This is a genomic window from Elioraea thermophila (ex Habib et al. 2022) (genome assembly GCF_003336755.1).
Classification (GTDB): Bacteria; Pseudomonadota; Alphaproteobacteria; order Acetobacterales; family Acetobacteraceae; genus Elioraea; species Elioraea thermophila.
Genome location: NZ_QMDI01000002.1, coordinates 462,912 through 482,519, shown reverse-complemented (window position 1 = coordinate 482,519; position 19,608 = coordinate 462,912). Strand labels below are relative to the sequence as shown.

Genomic DNA, 19,608 nt, shown 5'->3' with positions numbered 1-19,608 from the left:
AGGCGTCGAACGAACAGGGAGACGTCCGTCATGCTCACACGCCGCTCGCTCGGTCGCGCCGCCGCCCTCGCCGGTGCTGCCGCTCTCGCCCGCCCCGCCTCCGCGCAGGCCTACCCGGTGCGCCCGATCCAGTTCATCGTGCCGTGGGGTGCCGGTGGCGGCACCGACTACCACTCGCGCACCATCGCTGCGCTGATGGAGCGGGAGCTCGGCCAGCCGGTGAACGTGGTCAACCGCACGGGCGGTTCCGGCGTGGTCGGGCACAGCGCGATCGCCGAGGCGGCGCCCGATGGCTACACGATCGGCGCCGTCACGGTGGAGATCGGCATGATGCACTGGCAGGGGCTCACCCGCCTCACCTGGCGCGACTACACGCCGATCGCGATGATGAACCTGGTGCCTGCCGGCGTTCAGGTGGCGGCCGACAGCCCGTGGCGGACGCTGAAGGACATGATCGATGCGATCCGCGCCAATCCGGGCCGCTACAAGTCTTCGGGCACCGGCCAGGGCGGCATCTGGCACCTTGCGATCGCGGGGCTGTTGCAGTCGGTCGGGCTGCCGCCCGACGCGGCGCCCTGGATCCCGTCCGACGGTGCGGCTTCGGGCCTGCGCGAACTCGTGGCTGGGGGCGTGCACATCGTGCCCTGCGGCATCGCCGAGGCGGCACCGCTGATCCGTGCCGGGCGCGTCCGTTCGCTGGCCGTGATGATGCCGCAGCGACTGCCGGCCTTTCCGGACGTGCCGACGGTGAAGGAGGCGATCGGCTCCGACTGGACTCTCGCCTCCTACCTCTCGGTGATGGGGCCGAAGGGGTTGCCGGCAGCGATCGCGCGTCGGCTCGAGGAGGCGGCGCTGAAGGCGATGGCGACCGAGCAGTGGAAGGCGGCGATGGAGGCGCGCGGCTTCGGCGTCAACCCGATGCCGGCCGCCGAGCTCGCGGCCTTCGTCGAGAAGTCCGATCGCGATCTCGGCGCGGTCATGCGCGCGCTCGGTCTGGCGAGGACCTGAGGCATTGCGGCTTTCCGACGCCGCGCTGGGTATCGTGCTCCTCGGCGCGGCGGCGGCGATCGCCTGGACGGCGCGAGGCTTTCCGCTCGTTCCCGGGCAGGCCTTCGGGCCTTCGCTGTTCCCTCTGCTGATCGCGGCCGGTTTCGCCGCCTGCGGAGCGGGCCTGATCGTGCGCGAGGCGCGGGCGGGCCTGCGCGGACCCTGGATCGCCGCGGGCCCGTTGCTCGGCGAGGCGCGCGCGCGCTTCGATGCGCTTCTCCTGCTCGGCGCCATCGGTTTCTACCTCGCGGCGGCGCCGCGGCTCGGCTTCGTGCCGACCGCGGCGGTGATGCTGCTCGCGCTGGTGCGACGCTTCGGCGCCTCCTGGTGGCTGGCGGTGGCCACCGCCGTGCTCGGCCCGCTCGCGCTGCACCTGCTGTTCGCCGAGTGGCTGCGCGTGCCGCTTCCGTTGGGGCTGATCGCTTCGATCCGCTACTGACATGATCGAGGCCTTGCCGCAGGCGCTCGCGCTGATCCTCACGCCGCAGACCGTCCTCGTCGGCATCGGGGCGGCGTTGTTCGGCCTGTTCGTCGGCGCGATGCCGGGGCTCTCCGCCACCATGGCGGTGGCTCTCTTGGTGCCGGTCAGTTTCTTCCTCGACCCCGTTTCCGCCCTCACCGCCGTGGTGATGACGACGGCGATGGCGATCTTCGCCGGCGACATTCCGGCCGCCTTGATGCGCATTCCCGGCACGCCGGCCTCCGCGGCGTATGTCGCCGACGCCTATGCGCTGACGAAGCAAGGGCGGGCGGAACTCGCGCTCGGGATCTGCCTCGTCGCCTCCGCCATCGGCGGCTTGTTCGGCACGGCGGTGCTCGTGCTGCTCGCGCCGTGGCTCGCCGAATTCGCCCTGCGCTTTTCGGGGGTGGAATATTTCTGGCTCGTCGCCTTGGGCCTCTCCTGCGCGGTGCTGGTGGCGGGGCCCGATCCGCTGAAGGGCGCGGTGGGGCTCCTCGTCGGGCTCTTCATTGCCACCATCGGGCAGGACGTCACCTCCGGCTACCCGCGCTTCACCGCCGGCATCCCCAACCTGCTGTCGGGCGTGTCGTTCATTCCGGCGATGGTGGGGATGTTCGCGATCGCCGAGATCCTGCGCAACCTGCCGACCATCCGCACCGCGGCGGAAGTGCAGACGCGGCGGCTCGGTTCGATCCTGCGCGGCACCGGTGCAGTGCTGCGGCGCCACCCGGTCAACCTCGTGCGCGGCAACGTCATCGGCACGGCGATCGGCATCCTGCCCGGTGCCGGGGCCGACATCGCGGCCTGGATCTCCTACGCCGTCGGCAAGCGCTTCTCGAAAGAACCCGAGAAGTTCGGGCGGGGGTCGGAGGAGGGGCTGGTCGATGCCGGGGCGGCGAACAACGCCGCGATCGCCGGCGCCTGGGTGCCGGCGCTGGTGTTCGGCATCCCGGGCGATTCCGTCACCGCGATCGTGATCGGGCTCTTGCTGATGAAGGGCATCCAGCCGGGCCCCGACATCTTCCTGATGAACCCCGGCCAGATCGGGGCGGTGTTCCTCGCCTTCGTGCTCGCCAACCTGGTGATGATCCCGATCGGCCTCGTCGCCATCCGGCTCTGCGCCAAGGTGCTGCTCGTGCCGCGCCCCGTGCTCACGCCGCTGATCCTGCTGTTCTGCATGGTGGGCAGTTTCGCGATCGACAACGATCCGTTCGCCCTCGTCATCATGGCGGTGATGGGCGTGCTCGCCTGGGCGATGGAGGAGAACGGCATTCCGATCGCGCCCGCCATCCTCGGCATCGTGCTCGGCGATCCGTTCGAGAAGCACTTCATGACGACGATGATGAAGGGCGACGGGAGCCTCGCCTACTTCGTCTCCCGCCCGATCGCCGCCGTGCTGGCCGCGATCACGGCCCTCGTGTGGCTCGCGATCCTGTGGGGGCTCGTGCGACGGAAGCCGCGGACGGTCACCGCCTAGCCGAGGCGCAGCGCGATCGAGCGCGCATGGGCATCGAGACCCTCCGCTTCGGCAAGCCTGATGGCGGCAGGGCCGATCGCGGCGAGGGCGGAACGATCCGCCGCGATCCAAGTCGTGCGCTTGAGGAAGTCGAACACCGAAAGCCCCGAAGCGAAGCGTGCGGTGCGCGCCGTGGGCAGCACGTGATTCGGTCCGGCGACGTAATCCCCGACCGCCTCGGGGGCGAAGGGGCCCAGGAAAGCGGCACCCGCGTGGCGGATCTTCGCGAACAGGGCAGGAGGGTCGGCGACGGCGAGTTCGAGGTGCTCCGGCGCGAGCCGGTTGGCGATCTCGGCCGCCTCGTCGAGGTCGCGCGTGACGATGATCGCGCCGTGACGCTCCCAGGAAGCCCGCGCGATCGCACTCCGCGGCAACTCGGCGAGCAGGCGTTCGACCGCGGCGGCGACGGCCTCGGCCAAGGCGCGGTCGGGTGTCACCAGCACGGCCTGGGCGGCCTCGTCGTGCTCGGCCTGGGCGAGGAGGTCGATCGCCACCCATTCGGGGCGTGCGGTCGCATCCGCGATCACCAGCACCTCGGAGGGGCCGGCGATGGCGTCGATGCCGACCGCGCCGAACACCTGCCGTTTCGCTTCCGCGACATAGGCATTGCCCGGACCGACGATGCGATCCACGGCGGCGATCGTCTCCGTCCCGTAAGCGAGGGCGGCGATCGCCTGCGCGCCCCCCACTCGGTAGATCTCGCGCACGCCGGCGCGCTGTGCGGCGGCGATGACGGCGGCGTTCACCACGCCGTCCGGGCACGGCACGCACATGGCGATGCGCGCCACCCCGGCCACCCGCGCCGGGATCGCGTTCATCAGCACCGAGGAGGGGTAGGCCGCCTTGCCGCCCGGCACGTAGAGCCCGACGGAGTCGAGCGGGCGCCAGCGCAGGCCGAGCTGCACGCCGGCGGCGTCGCGCGTGGCGAGATCGGACGGCATCTGGGCGCGGTGGAACGCCTCGATCCGGCTTGCGGCGAGGTCGATCGCGGCGGCGAGGTCGGCCGGCACGGTGGAGACAGCCTGCGCGATTTCGCCCTCGCTGAGGGCGAAGCGATCCGGCGAGAGCAAGACGCGGTCGAACCGTTCCGTGTAGCGGATGAGCGCCGCATCGCCCTCCGCGCGCACGGCGGCGATGATGCCGCGCACCGCCTCCGCGATACCCGGCACGGGCTCGTCGCGGTCGGCGAGCAGGGCGGCGAAGGCGGGCTCGAAGCCGGGATCCGCCGTGGTGAGACGACGCGGGCCGGTCATCCGGAAGCGAGTGCCGCGCGGAAGCGCGCGATCCAGGCGCCGATCACCTCGGGGCGCGTCTTCAGCGCGGTACGGTTGACGATGAGGCGGGCCGAGACGTCGGCGACATGCTCGATCTCGACGAGACCGTTCGCGCGCAGCGTGGAGCCGGTTTGCACCAGATCGAGGATCAGGCGCGAGAGGCCGAGCGAGGGGGCGAGCTCCATGGCACCCGAGAGTTCGATCACCTCGGCCTGCACGCCGCGGGCGGCGAAATGCCTCCGCGCGATGTTCGGATACTTGCTCGCGATCCGCACGTGGCTCCAGCGCGAGGGGTCGTCGATCACCCCGTCGCGCGGGGCGGCGATGGAGAGGCGACAGCGCGCGATGCCGAGGTCCAGCGGCGCGTAGAGTTCGGGATAGTCGAACTCCATCAGCACATCGGAACCCACCACACCGATCGCCGCCGCGCCGAAGGCGACGAAGGTGGCGACGTCGAAGGGCCGGACGCGGACGACGTCGAGGGCGGGGTCGTTGGTCGGGAAGCGCAGGCGGCGGCTTCCCTCGTCGGCATAGTCCGGGGCCGGTTCGATCCCTGCCCGCGCGAGAACGGGCGCAAGATCGGCGAGGATCCGCCCCTTCGGCAAGGCGAGCACCACGGTCTCGTCGCGGGGCGAGGGCCGAACCAGGGTTGCGGAGGACAGCGGCAGGTTCACGGCGCGTGGGTTAGCACCGGGGGCGGCACCGCGGCCAGCCCCGTCAGCGGGACAGCGCGATGCCCTCGGCGATGGTCTCGGCCAGCACCTCGGCCAAGCAGGCGTGCAGGCGGTCAGCCACCGCGGCCCACTCGGCCCGCGGCGCGCGTTCGACGTCGATGCGCCCCGCTTCCGCCCAATACCGCATCAGTTCGTAGCGCGGAAAGAAGGTGGTGTGGGCCGAGGTGGCGGCGATCGTCTTCATCGCGTCCCGATAGGGCCCGAGATTCATCGCCGCCCGCCCCGCACGGCTGAACTGCATGTCCATCAGCACGAGGTCGATCTTGGCGGCCTCCGTCTTCGCCACCCCGGCGGCGAGGACGGCGAGGAAGGTGTCGGGGTCGATGCCGCGCACGGCGTCGACCGTTCCCGTCTGCCACACGACGATGGTCGGCCTGAGGGTCGCCAGCGCCTCGTCGAGCTGGGCGAGCATGTCGGAGGCGAGCAGGCCCCTGCCCCCGCGCACGGTCACGGTGATGTCGGCCGAAGGCAGCCGGGCGCGCAGCTCCATCTGCAACCGCGCCGGATACAGGTTGGCGGGGGCGGACGTGCCGCCGACCGTGGAGGAGCCCGACCCGATGACGAGGATCAGCAGCGGCCTGCCGTCCTTCAGCGCTCGGGCGGCGTTGGGAAAGGTGTCGGAGGCGGCGGTGAGCTCGCTCGGCGCCTCACAGGCCGCCGTCCGGGCCTGCAACGGCCCCGCCGCGGCCACGAGAAAGGCGAGGAGGACGCCGAGCCACGTCACGCCCCTTGCCTATCAGCCGCGGCTGGCTTCGCCAAGGCCGAAGCGGCGGTTGCCGTCCGCGTCGCAGCCCGGCCGTCGTACCAGGCCTGAAGGGCCGAGAAAGCCACGAACAGGGCGAGGCCGCCGGCGGCGATGGCGAACTGGGTCGGCAGGCTCGCGTCGTACTCTTGCATGATCAGTCGGCCCAGGAAGGAGAGGAAGATTCCCATGCAGAACACGAGCAGTCCGTGCTGGCCGATCAGCGTGAACACGGACGCCGGCAGCCGCGTCAGCCAGGCCGCGCCGGGACGAACGACCTGCGACACCAGGTAGGCGACGGAGAGGAAATGCAGCAGCCGGGCCGGGTGCAGGCTGGACTTGTCGATGCGCGTGTAGATCGCGACTGCCACCGGCTCGGGCAGCAGCGCGAAGACGGCGGGGATGCGCCAGACCGCGCTGATGGCAAGCCCCACCGCGGCGCCGAGGATGGCGAGCGGCAGCAGGATGGGGCGAAGATGCGCGAGTTGCGCCCGCCCGGCCTCGCCGAGCCGACCGATCGCGGCCCCGAGCATGAACAGGAACTGCCAGGCGAGGGGGTTGAAGAACCAGGTGCCGGTGGTGGTGGTGAAGGTGAGGCCGGTGAGCCGGACGAGAAGGTAAAGGAGTGCCGAAGAGGCGATCAGCCAGAGCGGCCGCCGAAGCAGCGGCAGGAGAGGGACGAGGATGAGCAGGATGACGATGTAAAGCGGCAAGATGTCCATGAAGGCGGGTTGGAAGCGTAACGTCAGCGCCGCGATCACCGCCTCGTGCGGGGTTTCGAGGAAGGCGCCGATGTTCTGCTCGTCGACATAGGCCGGGTTGGCGAAGCGCGCCGCACTCCACGACACCTGGCCGACGAAGGCGAGAAACATGAAGATGTGCGTGACGTAGAGCTGCCACACGCGCAGCAGCACGCTGACCGCGGCGTAGGCATAGCCCTGCCGCTCAAGCGCGCGGCCGTAGGCGAAGGCGGCCGAATAGCCGGCGAGGAAGATGAAGGTCTCGGTCGCGTCCGAGGGCCCGAGCACCTGGATGGTGATCACCCACAGCACGTGCTCGGGGATGTGGCCGATGAAGATGCAGAACAGCGCGTAGCCGCGGAAGAAATCGACCCTGACGTCGCGGTTCTGCCGGATCAGCCGCTGCATTCCCGCGCGCCTCGGTGCTCCTCCCTCCGCGAGGCCGCGCTCAGCCGGGGATCCGTTCGATCGCTGCCCCGCAGGCGGCGAGTTTCTGCTCGATGCGCTCGTAGCCGCGGTCGAGATGGTAGACGCGGTTGACGATCGTCTCGCCCCGGGCGGCGAGGCCGGCGAGGACGAGGCTGACCGAGGCCCTGAGGTCGGTCGCCATCACCGGCGCCCCCGACATCGCCGGCACGCCGCGGATGATGGCGGAGGCGCCGTGCACGTTGATCCGCGCCCCCATCCGGTTCAGTTCGGGCACGTGCATGAAGCGGTTCTCGAAGATGGTCTCGGTCACCATCGCCGCGCCTTCGGCCACGCACATCAGTGCCATGAACTGGGCCTGCATGTCGGTGGGGAAGCCAGGGTAGGGCTCGGTCATCACGTCCACCCCGTGCAGGCCGTTCAGCCGCTTGACGGACAACCCGCCCTCGACCTCGCTGATCTCCACCCCCGCCTCGCGCAGGATGCGCACCACGGCGCCGAGATGATCGAGCCGCGCGTTGGCGAGCACCACCTCGCCCCCCGTGATGGCGGCCGCACAGGCATAGGTGCCGGTCTCGATCCGGTCCGGGATGATGGTGTGGCTGGCGCCGTGCAGGCGCGCCACACCTCGGATGGTGAGCCGATCCGTGCCGATGCCGTCGATGCGCGCTCCCATGGCAACGAGGGCGCGCGCGAGATCCTCGATCTCGGGTTCGCGCGCGGCGTTGGCGAGCACCGTCTCGCCCTCGGCGAGTGTCGCCGCCATCAGCAGGTTCTCGGTGGCACCCACCGAGACGAAGGGGAACACGATGCGCGCTCCCTTCAGGCCTTTCGGCGCGCGCGCGTGCACGTAGCCGCCCTCGAGCGTGATGGACGCCCCCATCTGCTCGAGGCCCTTGAGGTGCAGGTCGATGGGGCGTGTGCCGATGGCGCAGCCGCCGGGCAGGCTCACCCGCGCCTCGCCGCAGCGCGCGACCAAGGGGCCGAGCACGAGCACGGAGGCTCGCATCTTGCGCACGATGTCGTACGGCGCCTCGGTGCAGGTGATGGCGCCGCCGATGGCGAGGCGCCGGCCGTCGTTGTCGCGACGCTCCACGCTCACGCCGAGGGTGGTGAGCAGGTGCGCCATGGTGTCGATGTCGGCGAGCCGCGGCACGTTGTCGAGCACGAGGCGTTCGTCGGTGAGCAGGCCGGCGGCCATCAGCGGCAGGGCGGCGTTCTTCGCCCCCCCGATCGCGATCGTGCCGGAGAGCGGGGTGCCACCGCGGATCCTGATCCGGTCCATCGCGCCTTGCTCGCCTTCCTCGTTCTCGCCTTCTGCGTCCGCCGTGGGCCTCAGAGCCGTGGCAGGGCGACGCCGCGCTGGCGCATGTATTTCCCCGCCCGATCGGCGTAGGAGGTTTCGCACGGCGACTCGCCCTTGAGGAACAGGAACTGGCAGATGCCCTCGCCGGCGTAAATCCGGGCGGGGAGGGGGGTGGTGTTGCTGATCTCGATCGTCACCTGGCCCTCCCATTCCGGTTCCAGCGGGGTGACATTCACGATGATCCCGCACCTCGCGTAGGTCGACTTGCCGAGACAGATGACGAGGACTTCGCGCGGGATGCGGAAATACTCGATGGTGTGGGCAAGGGCGAAGGAATTGGGCGGGATGATGCAAACGTCCGTCGTGCGATCGACGAAGGAAGCCGGGTTGAAGGCCTTCGGGTCGACCACCGCGGCATCGACATTGGTGAAGATCTTGAACTCGTGGCCGACGCGCGCGTCGTAGCCGTAGGAAGAGAGCCCGTAGGAGATGACGCCGTCGCGCGCCTGCTTCTCGACGAAGGGCTCGATCATGCCGTGTTCGAGCGCCATGGTGCGGATCCAGGTGTCGGGCATCAGGGGCATGGACAGGGGCTCCCGCGCGGGCGGTGGCGGCACGGGCCACGCCCCGCCCCGCGAGTCAAGCCTCGCCGTGCGGGTCGCGCGGCGGTGGCTGCCCTGCGGCGGAGGAGGGGCCCGGCTTTTCTCTCGCCCGCGCCTGGGCCTTGCGCTTGCGCAGGTTCTCGCGCAGGGCCGCCGCCTCGCGGGCGCGGCGGGCTTCCGCCTCCGCCCGGCCCGCGTCGCTCAGCGTGGGCTTCTTGCCGCTCATGCGCCGAAACGCCGCATCGCCCGTTCGACGCGCGCGATGAAACGCGCCCGGGTCGCGTCCGTCGAGACGTTCATGTGGTAGTGGGCGAGATAGGTGATGGGGGCGCCGGGCCGAACGAACCAGCGCAGGTAGCGGGTGACGATGCGGCGCGGCGGGTCGCCGATCCACCACGCCATGTAGCGCGGCCGCCCGTAGGTGGCGATGCCGGCCACTGCGCGGATGTGGCGCAAGGTGGGCGTGACCTTGCCGCCTTCGAGCTCGAACGCGACGCCGGGCAGGATCAGCCGGTCGAACCAGCCCTTGAGGATGGCCGGCACGTTGAAGCACCAGACCGGGAAGCCGAGCACCAAGGCCTCGGCGGCCTGCAACCGCGCCACGTAGCCTTCCACCCCGGCCCGGTTGCGCGCGGGGTCGTGGTAGACGAGCCGGGCCTCGCGCGACAGCACCGGATCGAAGCCTTCCGCGTAGAGATCGCAGTGGTCGACCTCGTGGCCGGCCTCGCGCAAGGCGCGCAGGGCGGCCGCGTGCACCGCGGCGTTGAACGAGGTCTCGACCGGATGGGCGGTGATGAAAAGGACGCGCATCAGCCTCCTGCCGCGAGGCCCGTCACCACCGCCCGATCCTCCTCGTCCATCGGCCAGGGCGTACCGTTGCGGATGAGCGCGGCGAAGCCCTCGTCGGGAGCCATCACGGTGAGACAATAGAGACGATCGGGCCCCGGGTTCTCCACCACATGCTCCTCGCCCGCGCGCACGACGAAACAGGCACCCGGCGAGAGGGGGATGGCCTGGCCCGCGACGCGCGCCACGCCGCGCCCGCGCAAAACCATGAACGCCTCCTCCGCGGCCTCGTGCGTGTTGGGGGGCGTCGCGCCGCCCGGGGCGAACACCTCGACCACCCAGGTGAAGGAAACGCCATCCGCCACCGGGTCGAGCAGCGGGATGAACCAGTTCGTGTCCGCGGGCTTGATCTTGAACGCGCGATAGGTGTCGGGGCTCTTGGCAATCGCAGGGGCTGGCATCATGGCTGCATCTCCTCTGCAGGGTTGGTTCTCGGGAAGGAACGATGCGCGTCCTCGTCGTGTACTGTCATCCCCGCGCGGACAGCTTCTGTGCGGTGCTGCGCGATGCCGTGGTGACGAGCCTGCAGAGCCGGGGCCATGCGGTGGACCTGGTCGATCTCTACGCCGAGGGGTTCAACCCCGCGCTTTCCGCCGAGGAACGCAGGCGTTACCACACCGAGGGCGACAACCTCATCGGCATCGAGGACCATGTGGCGCGCCTGCGCGCGGCCGAAGCGCTGGTGCTCGTGCACCCGACGTGGTGGTACGGCATGCCGGCGATGCTGAAGGGCTGGTTCGACCGCGTCTGGGTCCCTGGCGTCGCCTTCTCGCTCGGCCCCGGCGCGATCAGACCGGGGTTGCCGAACATCCGCCGGCTCGCGGTGGTGACCACCTATGGCAGCCCGCGCTGGCTGCTCCTCGCCATCGGTAACCCCGACCGCAAGCTGATCGGGCGCGGCATCCGGCGCCTGTGCGCGCGGGGCTGCAGGCTCGAGTGGCTGTCGCTCACGCGCATGGACCGGCGCACACGCGCCGAATGCGAGGCGTTTCGCGATCGCGTGGCGGCCCATTTCAGCCGCTGGTGAGGCCGACCAGGGCATCGAGTTCGCGATAGTCCGGCAAGTTGGTATCGATCGCGCGTCCCGCCCGGATGACGATGCGGTCGGCCTGGCGGCGGGCGAGGAGTTCGTGCCAGAAGCGGGCGCGGAACAGCACGAAATCGGCCGGCGCACCGGGACGCAGCACGCCGCGCTCGGCCAGACCCATCACCGCGGCCGGCGTACGCGTCACCGCCTCGGGCCAGCGGCCGAGCGGGGCATCGAGCTGCGCGATGCGCACGGCGGACTGGAACACCTCCACCATGTCGTGATCGCCGTAGGCGTAGAACGGATCGCGACAGTTGTCGGAGGCGACGGAGACCGGCACGCCGGCGGCGGCGAGCTCGTGCAGGAGCGTCACCCCGCGCCAGCGCGGCGTGCGACCCGGGGCGCGGTCCTGCAGGTACATGTTGCACATCGGCAAGGACACCACCGCGATGCCGGCGTCGCGCACGAGGCGGATGGTCTCCGCGATCACCGCATCGGGCTGCAGGCTGAGCGAGCAGATGTGCCCGACCTGGATGGGTTGGCGGAAGCCGCGCCGGATGGCGGTGCGCGCGATGATCGGCAGGGTGGCGGCGGCCGTCTCCCCGCTCTCGTCCACGTGCAGGTCGAGCGCAAGACCGCGCTCTTCGGCGAGCTGGAAGGCGCGATCCAGCAGGTCCTGGAAGCCGGGGGGGATCGCGTCGTGGCCCTGGCCGGTGAAACGGGTGACGAAGCCGAGCACCCCGCCGTGTTCGGCGACGAGATCGGCGAGAGCGACCCCCTCATCGCCGGCGAGACGGTCGATCGGGCAGATGGAGGAGGCTTGCAGGTCGATCCTGCCGGCCCAGGCATCGCGCAACTCGGCGAACACCCGCCAGGTGGTGCGGCCGTGCGGCAGGTAGGTGTCGAGATGGGTGCGGATCGCCGCCGTGCCGTGCGCGTAGGCGCAGCGCAGGCCGAACTCGAAGCGTGCCCGCGTGTCCTCCGCCGACCAGTTGGCGCCGCGATCGTTCGACACTGCCGTGATCGCACCCATGAAGGTGCCGTCCGGGTTGGGGCAGCGCGGCCAGATGTGGCCCTTGTCGAGATGCGTGTGCACATCGACGAAGCAAGGAAGCACCATACCGCCATCGGCCGAGGGGCCCTCGGTCGCCGTCCCGAGCGGTTCGATCGCGACGATCCGCCCGGCCTCGATTCGCAGATCGGCGCGGTCGAGCTGCTCGGGCGGATCGCCCGGCAGGCGCACGTCGCGCAGCCAATAGGCCCCGGTTTCGGGCAAGGCACACCAGGTCATCGCAGGTCAGCCTTCGCGGCGAATGGCGCTCTCGTGCCAGTGGCGAAGAAGCAGGTGCTGGACGAGGCCGAGGACGAGGAAGATCACGATCCCCGTCACGCAGATGAGGAACAGGGCGGCGAACATGCGCGGGATCTGCAACTGGTAGCCGGCCTCGAGGATGCGGTAAGCGAGCCCCGACGCCCGCCCGCCGGTGCCGGCGACGAATTCGGCGACAATGGCGCCGATCAGCGCAAGCCCACCCGAGATGCGAAGCCCGGCGAGGAAGAGCGGCATCGCCGCCGGCAGGCGAAGATAGAAGAGCTCCTGCAGGCGAGAGGCGCGATAGAGACGGAACAGGTCGCGCAGGTTGTGATCGGCCGAATTCAGCCCGAGCGTGGTGTTGGAAAGGATGGGGAAGAAAGCGACGATCCAGGCGCAGATGAGGAGGGCAAGCCGGACATCGTCGACCCAGATGATGATCAAGGGCGCGATGGCGACGATCGGCGTGACCTGCAGCACCACCGCGTAAGGAAAGAGGCTGAGTTCGATCCACTTCGACTGCGCGAACAGGATGGCGAGAGCGAGGCCGAGGCCGGCAGCGACGGCGAGGGCGGCGAAGGTGATCTGCAGCGTGATCCAGAGCGAGACGGAAAGCGTGTGCCAATCGCGCAGAAGCGTGGCCCAAATGACGGAGGGCGCGGGTACGATCCAGGGCGGCACCTCGTTCACCCTCACCGCGATCTCCCAGGCCGCGAGCGAGGCGATGCCGATCAGGAGCGGCATCAGGATGCGCGGCCAGGCGTCACGCGGCAGGCCCAGCACCCGTCGTACCGCCGGGCGCGGCCGAGCCTCCTCCTCCTCGAGCCGAGGCAGCGCGATCGCCTCGCTCATGCCGCGATCGCCTCGCCGAGGCCGAGGCTGACCGTGCGGCAGAGTGCTGCGTACTCGGCCGAGGTGCGGAAAGCCTCATCGCGCGGGTAGGGTGCGGCGATCGCGATCTCGCGCACCACGCGGCCGGGACGCGCGGCCATGACGACCACGCGTTCGGAGAGATAGACGCTCTCGAACACGGAGTGGGTGACGAAGACCACGGTGAAGCGGGCCTCCTGCCAGATGGTGAGCAGGTCGTTGTTGAGGCGGAAGCGGGTGATCTCGTCCAGTGCCGCGAACGGTTCGTCCATCAGCAGGATGTCGGGGCTGGTGACGAGGGCGCGGGCGATGGAGACGCGCATCTTCATGCCGCCCGACAGCGCGCGCGGATAGGCCTTCTCGAACCCGGCAAGCCCGACCCGAGCAAGAGCGGAGGCGGCGCGATCCTCCCGCTCGGCGCGCGGCATGCCTTCGAGCCGCAACGGGAGCGCGACGTTGGCGAGCGCCGTCGCCCACGGCATCAGCGTCGGCTCCTGGAAGACGAAGCCGAGTTTCGGTTGCGCCGCCCCGCGCGCGTCGTAGGGCGCAGTCGGCCAATCCAGCGAGCCGGCCGAGGGCGCGATCAGCCCGGCGAGGATGCGGAGCAAGGTCGATTTGCCGCAGCCGGAAGGACCGAGGAGGGAGAGGAAATCGCCGCGTCCGATGTCGAGATCGACACCGCGGAGCGCGAGCGTGCCGTTGGCGAACCGTTTCTCCACCCCGCGCAGCCGGACGAGCGGGCGGCGTGTCGGCGCCGCCCACTCCGCCGCAGGCGCTGTCGTCGTCGTGCTCAGAGGCCGACCCGCTTGTTGACGAACTCGAGCGTGTAGGCGTTGCGGAACGGCATGCCTTGCGGATAGACGCCGGCGTTCGCCATCGTGGTGTAGAAGCGCTCCCAGCGCTCGTCCGTCATTGCCCCGATGCCGAGGCGTTCGGCGTCGCCGGAGAGGACGATGCCGTGGCGGTTCATCGCATCGATCGCGTAGTCGATCTTGTCCTGCGTCATTTCGGGATTGTCGCGCATGATGAGGCGGTTCGCCGCCTCGATGTCCTGGCGACGCATGTACTGCGACCAGCCCTCGATGGTGGCGTTGACGAAGCGCTGCACGAGATCCCGCTTCTCGGTGATCATGCGCCGGGAGACGTCGATCGTGGTCTGGTAGTTCTCGAAGCCGGCATCGGCGATCAGGAACACCTTCGGGTTGGCTCCCGCTTGGCGCGCGGCGTAGGGTTCGGAGGAGAGGAAGCCCTGCTGGATGGCCATCCTGTCCTGCAGGAACGGCGCGAGATTGAAGGTGTAGGGACGGATCTGGTCGTCGGTGAAGCCGAACTTGGTGCGCAGGAAGGGCCAGTAGGTCACGCGCCCTACGGCGCCGACCAGGATCGGCCGGCCGCGCATGTCCTCGAAACTGTTGATGCCGTTGCCCTCGTGCGTCATCAGGATCTGCGGATCCTTCTGCATGATGGCGGCGATGCACAGGAAGGGCAGGCCCTCGCGCACGTAGTTCAGCGCCGAGAAGCCGCCGGACATGATCATGTCGACGCGGCCGGCGACCAGGAGCTGGCCGGGGTTCTGCTGCGGCCCGCCCATGCGCAGGTCGCAGTCGATGCCGTAGCGGCGATAGATGCCGGCCGCGACCGCCTGGTAGTAGCCGCCATGCTCGGCCTGGGCGCGCCAGTTGGTCTGGAACGACACCTTGTCGAGCACCTGGGCGTTGACGCGCGCGCCGGGCACCGGAACCAAGGCGGCGCCGCCGATGAGGCCGAGGGCGCGCCGCCGATCGATTCGCCACTTCATCATCGTCATCGCTTCGTCTCCCGTTCCCGCTAAGATTCCGCGCCGCTCGTTCGCGCGCGCTTAACCATTCCGCAGCATGCAAATGGGATGCAACGGTCATGCGCGCGAGAGGTCACGCCAATCTGAACCGCGTCCTGCCGCCCTGCCCGCCGGAGAGGCAGGATGCCGCCCCTTTCGGCACTCTTGCCCCCGTCAGCGGCGCGTCGCAGGGTCGCGCCGCCATGTCCGAGGCCTGTCCCTGTTGCGCGCCTCTGCCACGCCGGCTGCTGCTGGTGGCACCCGTCGCCGCGTCTCTCGCGGCTCCCGCCTTCGCTGGCGGGGAGCCGAGGCGCCTTGCCCTCTTCAACCTCAACACCGGCGAACGCTTCGAAGGAGTCTATGCCTGGGGGGCAGAGCACGATCCGGCCGCCGCCGCCCGCCTCGCCTGGCTGCTGAGGGATCATCGCGCGGACCAGGCGCATCCGATCGACCCCGCCCTTCTCGACACGCTTTGGCTGCTCGATCGGCGCATCCCGGGCCGGGGCTTCGAGGTCATTTCCGCCTACCGTACGCCGGCCACCCAGGCCGAACTCGCCGCGCGTTGGGGGCGGGCGGCGGAAACGAGCCTGCATACGGAGGGTCGCGCGATCGATATCCGTCGTCCCGGCCTGCACCCGCTCGGCCTCGTCGGCGCCGCGCGGCAGCTCGGTCGCGGCGGGGTCGGTCTCTATCGCGGGGCGAGCCCGTTCGTGCATCTCGACACCGGCCCGAGGCGTCGGTGGTGATGCTTCCTCGCAACGAGAGCGAACCGAACCATGGCAGAAACGTTCCTCGTCACCGGCGGCGCCGGCTTCGTCGGCTCCCATTGCGTGCTGGCCCTGCTCGCGCGCGGGCATCGGGTCATCGTGCTCGACGACCTTTCGACCGGGCATGCCGCCGCGGTTCCCGAAGCCGCCGTGCTGGTGCGCGGCCGGGCGGACGATCCGGAGGCTCTGCGCCGTGTCTTCGCCCTCGGCCCGATCGATGGCGTGCTGCATTTCGCTGCCCTCTCCCTCGTCGGCGACTCGATGCGCGAGCCCTACCGCTACATGGCCGAGAACGCGCGCGTCGGGCTCGCGCTCATCGAGGCCGCGGTCGCGCACGGCGTGACTCGGTTCGTCCTCTCCTCGACCGCCGCACTGTTCGGCAACCCCAGACGAATCCCGATCGACGAGGACGAGCCGATCGACCCCGGCTCTCCCTACGGCGAGAGCAAGGCCTGGCTCGAGCGCGCCCTTCTGTGGGCCGAACGGATCCACGGGCTGAAATCGGCCTCGCTCCGCTACTTCAACGCCGCCGGCGCCGACCCCGAAGGCAGGCTTGGCGAGGATCATCGGCCGGAGACGCACCTCATTCCCCTCGTGCTCGACGCGGTGGCGGGGCGCCGCCCGCCGCTCACCGTGTTCGGCGACGATTACGACACGCCCGACGGCACCTGCATCCGCGACTACATCCACGTCGCCGATCTCGCAACCGCGCATCTGCTTGCGCTGGAGGCGATCCGGGAGCGCAGCGTGCGCTACAATCTCGGCAACGGGCAGGGGCATTCGGTGCGCGAGGTGATCGCGGCGGCGGAACGAGTGACGGGGCGGAAGGTGCCGCACGTGATCGGCCCTCGCCGGCCGGGGGATCCGCCCGCGCTCGTCGCCTCGTCGGACCGGATCAGGCGGGAACTCGGCTGGACACCGCGCTTCCCGGACCTCGACACCATCATCGCGCACGCCTGGGCCTGGCGGCAGGCGAACCCGGACGGCTACGGGTCGCGCGCCTCGGCCGCGGCGAGCGGGCCCGGGATGGCGAGATAGGCGATGCGCTTTGCTTCCTGCCGCCCGCGCGTCACGGTGTCGAGGATCAGCCCGCAGGCAAGCGAAAGGAAGGAGAGCAGCACGAGGCCGAGCGACAGGATGGCGGTGGGCAGCCGCGGCACCAGCCCCGTCTCGAGATAGGTCAGCAGCACGGGCCAGAACAGCGCAAGCCCGATGAGGAACAAGAGCGCGGCGGCGATCGAGAAGAAGGGCAGAGGTCGCTCCTCCTTCACGAGCTGGAGGATGGTGCGCAGGATGCGCACACCGTCGCGGATCGTGTTCAATTTGCTTGCCGTGCCGGCAGGGCGTTCGCGGTAGCGCACCGGCAGCTCGCCGATCGGCATCGCGAGTTCGAGCGCGTGCACCGTGAACTCCGTTTCGGTCTCGAAGCCGGACGCAAGTGCGGGAAAGCTCTTGACGAAGCGGCGCGAGAACACGCGGTAGCCCGACAGCATGTCGCTGACGCGATTGCCGAACACGAGAGACACGAGGCCCGTGAGCACGCGGTTGCCGAAGCGGTGGCCGCGCCGATAGGCGCCCCCTCCTTCCGCCACCCTCACGCCGGTGACCATGTCGAGCCCCTCCGTGCGCGCGAGTTCGAGCATCGCCGGGGCGGAAGCGGCGTCGTAGGTCGCATCGCCGTCGACCAGCACGTAGAAGTCCGCCTCGACGTCGGCGAACATGCGACGGATGACGTTGCCCTTGCCCTGCAGGGGCTCGCGGCGCACCACCGCGCCGGCGGCGCGGGCGACCTCCGCCGTGCCGTCGGTCGAGTTGTTGTCGTAGACGTAGACGGTTGCCCCCGGCAGCGCGGCGCGGAAATCCCGCACCACGGTGGCGATGGCCGCCGCCTCGTTGAAGCACGGGATGAGGACGGCAATGCGTGGGGGGCTCGTGACGTCGCTCGTGAGCAGCGCGCGGGGAGCCGTCATGCGCGCCCCGCGCGGAAGGCGATGGTGCGGGCGGTGATGAAGTTCAGCACCATGCCGGCGAGCGACCCGGCGGCGACCGCCAGCACGGGGTGTTCGCGCGCCAGGGCAACGAAGGCGATCAGCCCGGCATAGGTGCCGCGGTTGACCAGGAAGCCGAGCGTCTGCGTGGCGACGAAGCGCGCCCATTGCCGCCCGCGCGCCTGCCCTTCCGCCTCGGGAAAGGTGAAGCGCCGGTTCATCGCCCAGGTGAAGGTGGCGGCGACCAGGAAGCCGAGCACCCCGGCGACGTAGAGCCCGAGACCCAAGCCGAAATGCACCGCGTACACGGTCGCCGTATCGACCAGGAAGCCGAGGCTGCCGATGACGCCGAAGCGCAGCATCTGCGAAGCGAGCGGCAGCGGGGCGGGGACGCCCTCGGTCGGCGCGGCGGGTGAGGGCGGGCTCGGGGGCACGTTCGCCTCAGCCGCGCTCGGGCGGATAGACCTCGTCGACGAAGGAATCGATCTCGATCGGTTCCGCCTCGGGAATGGGAAGGATTTCTGTCTCGACCTCGTCGTCGCGGAACACGTGCCGCATCAGGCCGAGCTGGCGGGCCCCGCCCCGCGGATCGGGCAGGAGCTTCTCGCCGACCAGGAACCCGGTCGCCGGGCACCAGGCGAGGGTGGCAGGGCCGTGGGCAGCGAGCCGCGCGACGTGCAGATGTCCCGAGGCGACGAGGCGCAGCGCAGGATGGGTGAGCAAAAGAGCGAGCGGGCCGCGCGCCGCGGGCGGCACCGCCCAATAGCCGACCTCGCCCTCCTCCAACGCTTCGATCAGCGCCGGTTTGTGCAGGAACACCGCAAGCCGGCGGTCGCCGAGGCTCCGCAGGGCCTCCCCGACGGCCTCCGCGACCCCGCGATCGAGCCCGTCGCCTGCTCCCATCGCCTGGCTGTTCAGCCCGATCAGCCGCCATCCCGGCCGATCCTCCGTCCACAGTGCGGGGCCGAAATGGCGCTCGAATCGCGCCAAGCGGTCCTGTGTGGCCGGCTGGCAGCGCGAGCCTCCGTCGCCGACGTCATGGTTGCCGGGCACCACCCGCACGGGGGACGCGATCGCGGCGAGGCCACGGGCGGCGAAGGCGCAGTCCTCCTCCGAGTCGGCCCCGTCCAGCGTCGCGTCGCCCGTATGCACGACGAGATCGGGCGAAAGCCGGTTCACCGCCGCCACCGCCGCCTCCCAGTTCGCGTTGAAGCGCGGAATGCGTGGCGAAACGTGGCTGTCCGATACCTGCACGACGCTGAACATGGACCGGCCTCCAAGGTCGCCCGCGGTATAGCAGGGTGGGGGCGATGCGGAAGCGGGGGCGGCGATCACGCCGCCGCGCCTGCCCCGCTACCGCTGTCCCGCCTCCCGGCCTAGCCTCGGCGCGATGATCGAGCGCGCGATCGTGATCACCGGGGCGGCGAGCGGCATCGGGGCGGCGACCGCGCTCCGCATCGCCCGCCCGGGCGTGGCTCTCCTCCTGCACACCCGGGCCAGCGCGGAGCGGCTGCGCCGGGTGGCCGCTGCGGCCGAGACGGCCGGTGCCCGGGTCGAGACGATGCTCGGTGACCTCGCCGACCCGACCATCGCGCCGGCGCTGATCCGCGCCTGCCGCGACCGCTTCGGCCGTCTCGATGGGGTGGTCGCGAACGCAGGGTTCGCCGACCCGACCCCGTGGGGCGCGCTCGCGCCCGCCCGGCTCGACGCCTCCTTCTCGCCGATCGCGCGCGCCTTCGCCGCCCTGGCCGAGGCGGCGCTGCCGCTGCTCGGCGAGGGCGGGCGGGTGGTCGCGATCGGGTCCTTCGTCGCGCATGCGATGCGGCCGCGCCTGCCGCAATTCCCGGCCTCGGCCGCCGCCAAGGCGGCGCTCGAGGCGCTCGTCCGCTCGCTCGCCGTCGCCCTTGCCCCGCGCGGGGCAACCGCCAACGCGGTGGTGCCGGGCTTCATCCGCAAGGACCAGCGCGTTCCTTCCGCCCTGCCGCCCGGCCAGCCGGTGGAGATCGAGATCCCGATGGGCCGCAAGGGCGAGCCCGACGAGGTGGCGGCGGTGATCGCCTTCCTGCTGTCGCGCGAGGCGTCCTACGTCACCGGCCAGGTGATCGGCGTGGATGGTGGTTTGTGCCTGTGAGGGA

Annotated in this window: 23 protein-coding genes; 7 read left to right on the top strand and 16 right to left on the bottom strand. The window is 70.6% G+C overall.

Features of this window, described 5'->3' with window-relative positions; translation table 11 throughout:
* Positions 1-30: 30 nt before the first annotated feature.
* The 3 genes from DWB05_RS04175 to DWB05_RS04165 are packed head-to-tail and all read left to right on the top strand — an operon-like array spanning position 31 to position 2,984.
* Complete coding sequence (locus tag DWB05_RS04175; RefSeq protein WP_114375315.1) at positions 31-1,008, top strand: tripartite tricarboxylate transporter substrate binding protein; 978 nt, start codon at positions 31-33, stop codon at positions 1,006-1,008.
* 4 nt (positions 1,009-1,012) lie between these two features.
* Entirely contained in the window at positions 1,013-1,486 is a 474-nt protein-coding gene (locus DWB05_RS04170) for a tripartite tricarboxylate transporter TctB family protein (protein WP_157967071.1), read from the top strand.
* A gap of 1 nt (position 1,487) precedes the next feature.
* Positions 1,488-2,984 (top strand): tripartite tricarboxylate transporter permease, encoded by a 1,497-nt coding sequence (locus DWB05_RS04165; protein WP_114375311.1) that lies wholly within the window; start codon positions 1,488-1,490, stop codon positions 2,982-2,984.
* On the opposite strand, the gene hisD is transcribed toward DWB05_RS04165, so the two are convergent.
* The 9 genes from hisD to DWB05_RS04120 are packed head-to-tail and all read right to left on the bottom strand — an operon-like array spanning position 2,981 to position 10,097.
* Positions 2,981-4,276 carry a histidinol dehydrogenase gene (gene hisD, locus DWB05_RS04160; protein WP_114375309.1) on the bottom strand — a complete coding sequence of 432 codons (1,296 nt, stop codon included), beginning with the start codon at positions 4,274-4,276 and terminating at the stop codon, positions 2,981-2,983. The two genes, DWB05_RS04165 and hisD, sit on opposite strands and share 4 nt — an antisense overlap.
* Positions 4,273-4,965, bottom strand: a complete 693-nt coding sequence (gene hisG / locus DWB05_RS04155; protein ID WP_456298226.1) for an ATP phosphoribosyltransferase — start codon at positions 4,963-4,965, stop codon at positions 4,273-4,275. The genes hisD and hisG overlap by 4 nt, the downstream gene beginning before the upstream one ends.
* 49 nt (positions 4,966-5,014) lie before the next feature.
* Positions 5,015-5,755 (bottom strand): SGNH/GDSL hydrolase family protein, encoded by a 741-nt coding sequence (locus tag DWB05_RS04150; protein WP_114375304.1) that lies wholly within the window; start codon positions 5,753-5,755, stop codon positions 5,015-5,017.
* Complete coding sequence (locus tag DWB05_RS04145) at positions 5,752-6,921, bottom strand: OpgC family protein (protein WP_114375302.1); 1,170 nt, start codon at positions 6,919-6,921, stop codon at positions 5,752-5,754. Before DWB05_RS04145 ends, DWB05_RS04150 begins: the two co-directional genes overlap by 4 nt.
* Positions 6,922-6,961: 40 nt before the next feature.
* Positions 6,962-8,224, bottom strand: coding sequence for a UDP-N-acetylglucosamine 1-carboxyvinyltransferase (gene murA / locus DWB05_RS04140; protein ID WP_114375300.1), 1,263 nt, complete (start codon positions 8,222-8,224; stop codon positions 6,962-6,964).
* Positions 8,225-8,274: 50 nt separating this feature from the next.
* Entirely contained in the window at positions 8,275-8,829 is a 555-nt protein-coding gene (gene dcd / locus DWB05_RS04135) for a dCTP deaminase (protein ID WP_114375298.1), read from the bottom strand.
* Between the two features lie 55 nt (positions 8,830-8,884).
* Complete coding sequence (locus DWB05_RS04130) at positions 8,885-9,073, bottom strand: hypothetical protein (protein ID WP_114375296.1); 189 nt, start codon at positions 9,071-9,073, stop codon at positions 8,885-8,887.
* The gene (locus DWB05_RS04125; RefSeq protein WP_114375294.1) at positions 9,070-9,657 is read right to left on the bottom strand and encodes an NAD(P)H-dependent oxidoreductase; all 588 of its coding nucleotides are present in this window, start codon (positions 9,655-9,657) and stop codon (positions 9,070-9,072) included. Before DWB05_RS04125 ends, DWB05_RS04130 begins: the two co-directional genes overlap by 4 nt.
* Positions 9,657-10,097 carry a cupin domain-containing protein gene (locus DWB05_RS04120; protein ID WP_232818377.1) on the bottom strand — a complete coding sequence of 147 codons (441 nt, stop codon included), beginning with the start codon at positions 10,095-10,097 and terminating at the stop codon, positions 9,657-9,659. The genes DWB05_RS04125 and DWB05_RS04120 overlap by 1 nt, the downstream gene beginning before the upstream one ends.
* A gap of 41 nt (positions 10,098-10,138) precedes the next feature.
* On the opposite strand from DWB05_RS04120, the gene DWB05_RS04115 reads away from it, so the two are divergent.
* Entirely contained in the window at positions 10,139-10,720 is a 582-nt protein-coding gene (locus DWB05_RS04115; RefSeq protein WP_114375292.1) for an NAD(P)H-dependent oxidoreductase, read from the top strand.
* Here DWB05_RS04115 and DWB05_RS04110 read toward each other — a convergent pair.
* The 4 genes from DWB05_RS04110 to DWB05_RS04095 form a co-directional block, all read right to left on the bottom strand.
* Positions 10,707-12,011: a cytosine deaminase gene (locus DWB05_RS04110; protein ID WP_114375290.1), complete on the bottom strand. Its 1,305-nt coding sequence runs from the start codon at positions 12,009-12,011 to the stop codon at positions 10,707-10,709. The genes DWB05_RS04115 and DWB05_RS04110 overlap by 14 nt on opposite strands.
* 6 nt (positions 12,012-12,017) lie before the next feature.
* Positions 12,018-12,776: an ABC transporter permease gene (locus tag DWB05_RS04105; protein WP_408608475.1), complete on the bottom strand. Its 759-nt coding sequence runs from the start codon at positions 12,774-12,776 to the stop codon at positions 12,018-12,020.
* 104 nt (positions 12,777-12,880) lie between these two features.
* On the bottom strand, positions 12,881-13,621 hold the full coding sequence (locus DWB05_RS04100; RefSeq protein WP_232818376.1) for an ABC transporter ATP-binding protein: 741 nt from the start codon (positions 13,619-13,621) through the stop codon (positions 12,881-12,883).
* Between the two features lie 71 nt (positions 13,622-13,692).
* Positions 13,693-14,709 carry an ABC transporter substrate-binding protein gene (locus DWB05_RS04095; protein WP_232818375.1) on the bottom strand — a complete coding sequence of 339 codons (1,017 nt, stop codon included), beginning with the start codon at positions 14,707-14,709 and terminating at the stop codon, positions 13,693-13,695.
* A gap of 212 nt (positions 14,710-14,921) precedes the next feature.
* Between DWB05_RS04095 and DWB05_RS04090 the strand changes: the two genes are divergently transcribed.
* Both DWB05_RS04090 and galE read left to right on the top strand, forming a co-directional pair.
* On the top strand, positions 14,922-15,464 hold the full coding sequence (locus tag DWB05_RS04090) for a peptidoglycan L,D-endopeptidase MepK (protein WP_157967070.1): 543 nt from the start codon (positions 14,922-14,924) through the stop codon (positions 15,462-15,464).
* Between the two features lie 30 nt (positions 15,465-15,494).
* The gene (gene galE / locus DWB05_RS04085; protein ID WP_114375284.1) at positions 15,495-16,523 is read left to right on the top strand and encodes a UDP-glucose 4-epimerase GalE; all 1,029 of its coding nucleotides are present in this window, start codon (positions 15,495-15,497) and stop codon (positions 16,521-16,523) included.
* Here galE and DWB05_RS04080 read toward each other — a convergent pair.
* From DWB05_RS04080 to DWB05_RS04070, 3 genes are read right to left on the bottom strand one after another with little or no spacing between them, the layout of a single operon-like run.
* Complete coding sequence (locus DWB05_RS04080; protein WP_114375282.1) at positions 16,472-17,455, bottom strand: glycosyltransferase family 2 protein; 984 nt, start codon at positions 17,453-17,455, stop codon at positions 16,472-16,474. The two genes, galE and DWB05_RS04080, sit on opposite strands and share 52 nt — an antisense overlap.
* A complete protein-coding gene (locus DWB05_RS04075) occupies positions 17,452-17,907 on the bottom strand; it encodes a GtrA family protein (protein WP_232818374.1) in 456 nt (151 codons plus the stop codon). Before DWB05_RS04075 ends, DWB05_RS04080 begins: the two co-directional genes overlap by 4 nt.
* 7 nt (positions 17,908-17,914) lie before the next feature.
* On the bottom strand, positions 17,915-18,739 hold the full coding sequence (locus DWB05_RS04070) for a metallophosphoesterase family protein (RefSeq protein WP_114375278.1): 825 nt from the start codon (positions 18,737-18,739) through the stop codon (positions 17,915-17,917).
* A 124-nt stretch (positions 18,740-18,863) separates the two neighbouring features.
* On the opposite strand from DWB05_RS04070, the gene DWB05_RS04065 reads away from it, so the two are divergent.
* A complete protein-coding gene (locus DWB05_RS04065) occupies positions 18,864-19,604 on the top strand; it encodes an SDR family NAD(P)-dependent oxidoreductase (protein ID WP_114375276.1) in 741 nt (246 codons plus the stop codon).
* The last annotated feature ends 4 nt before the right edge of the window (positions 19,605-19,608 follow it).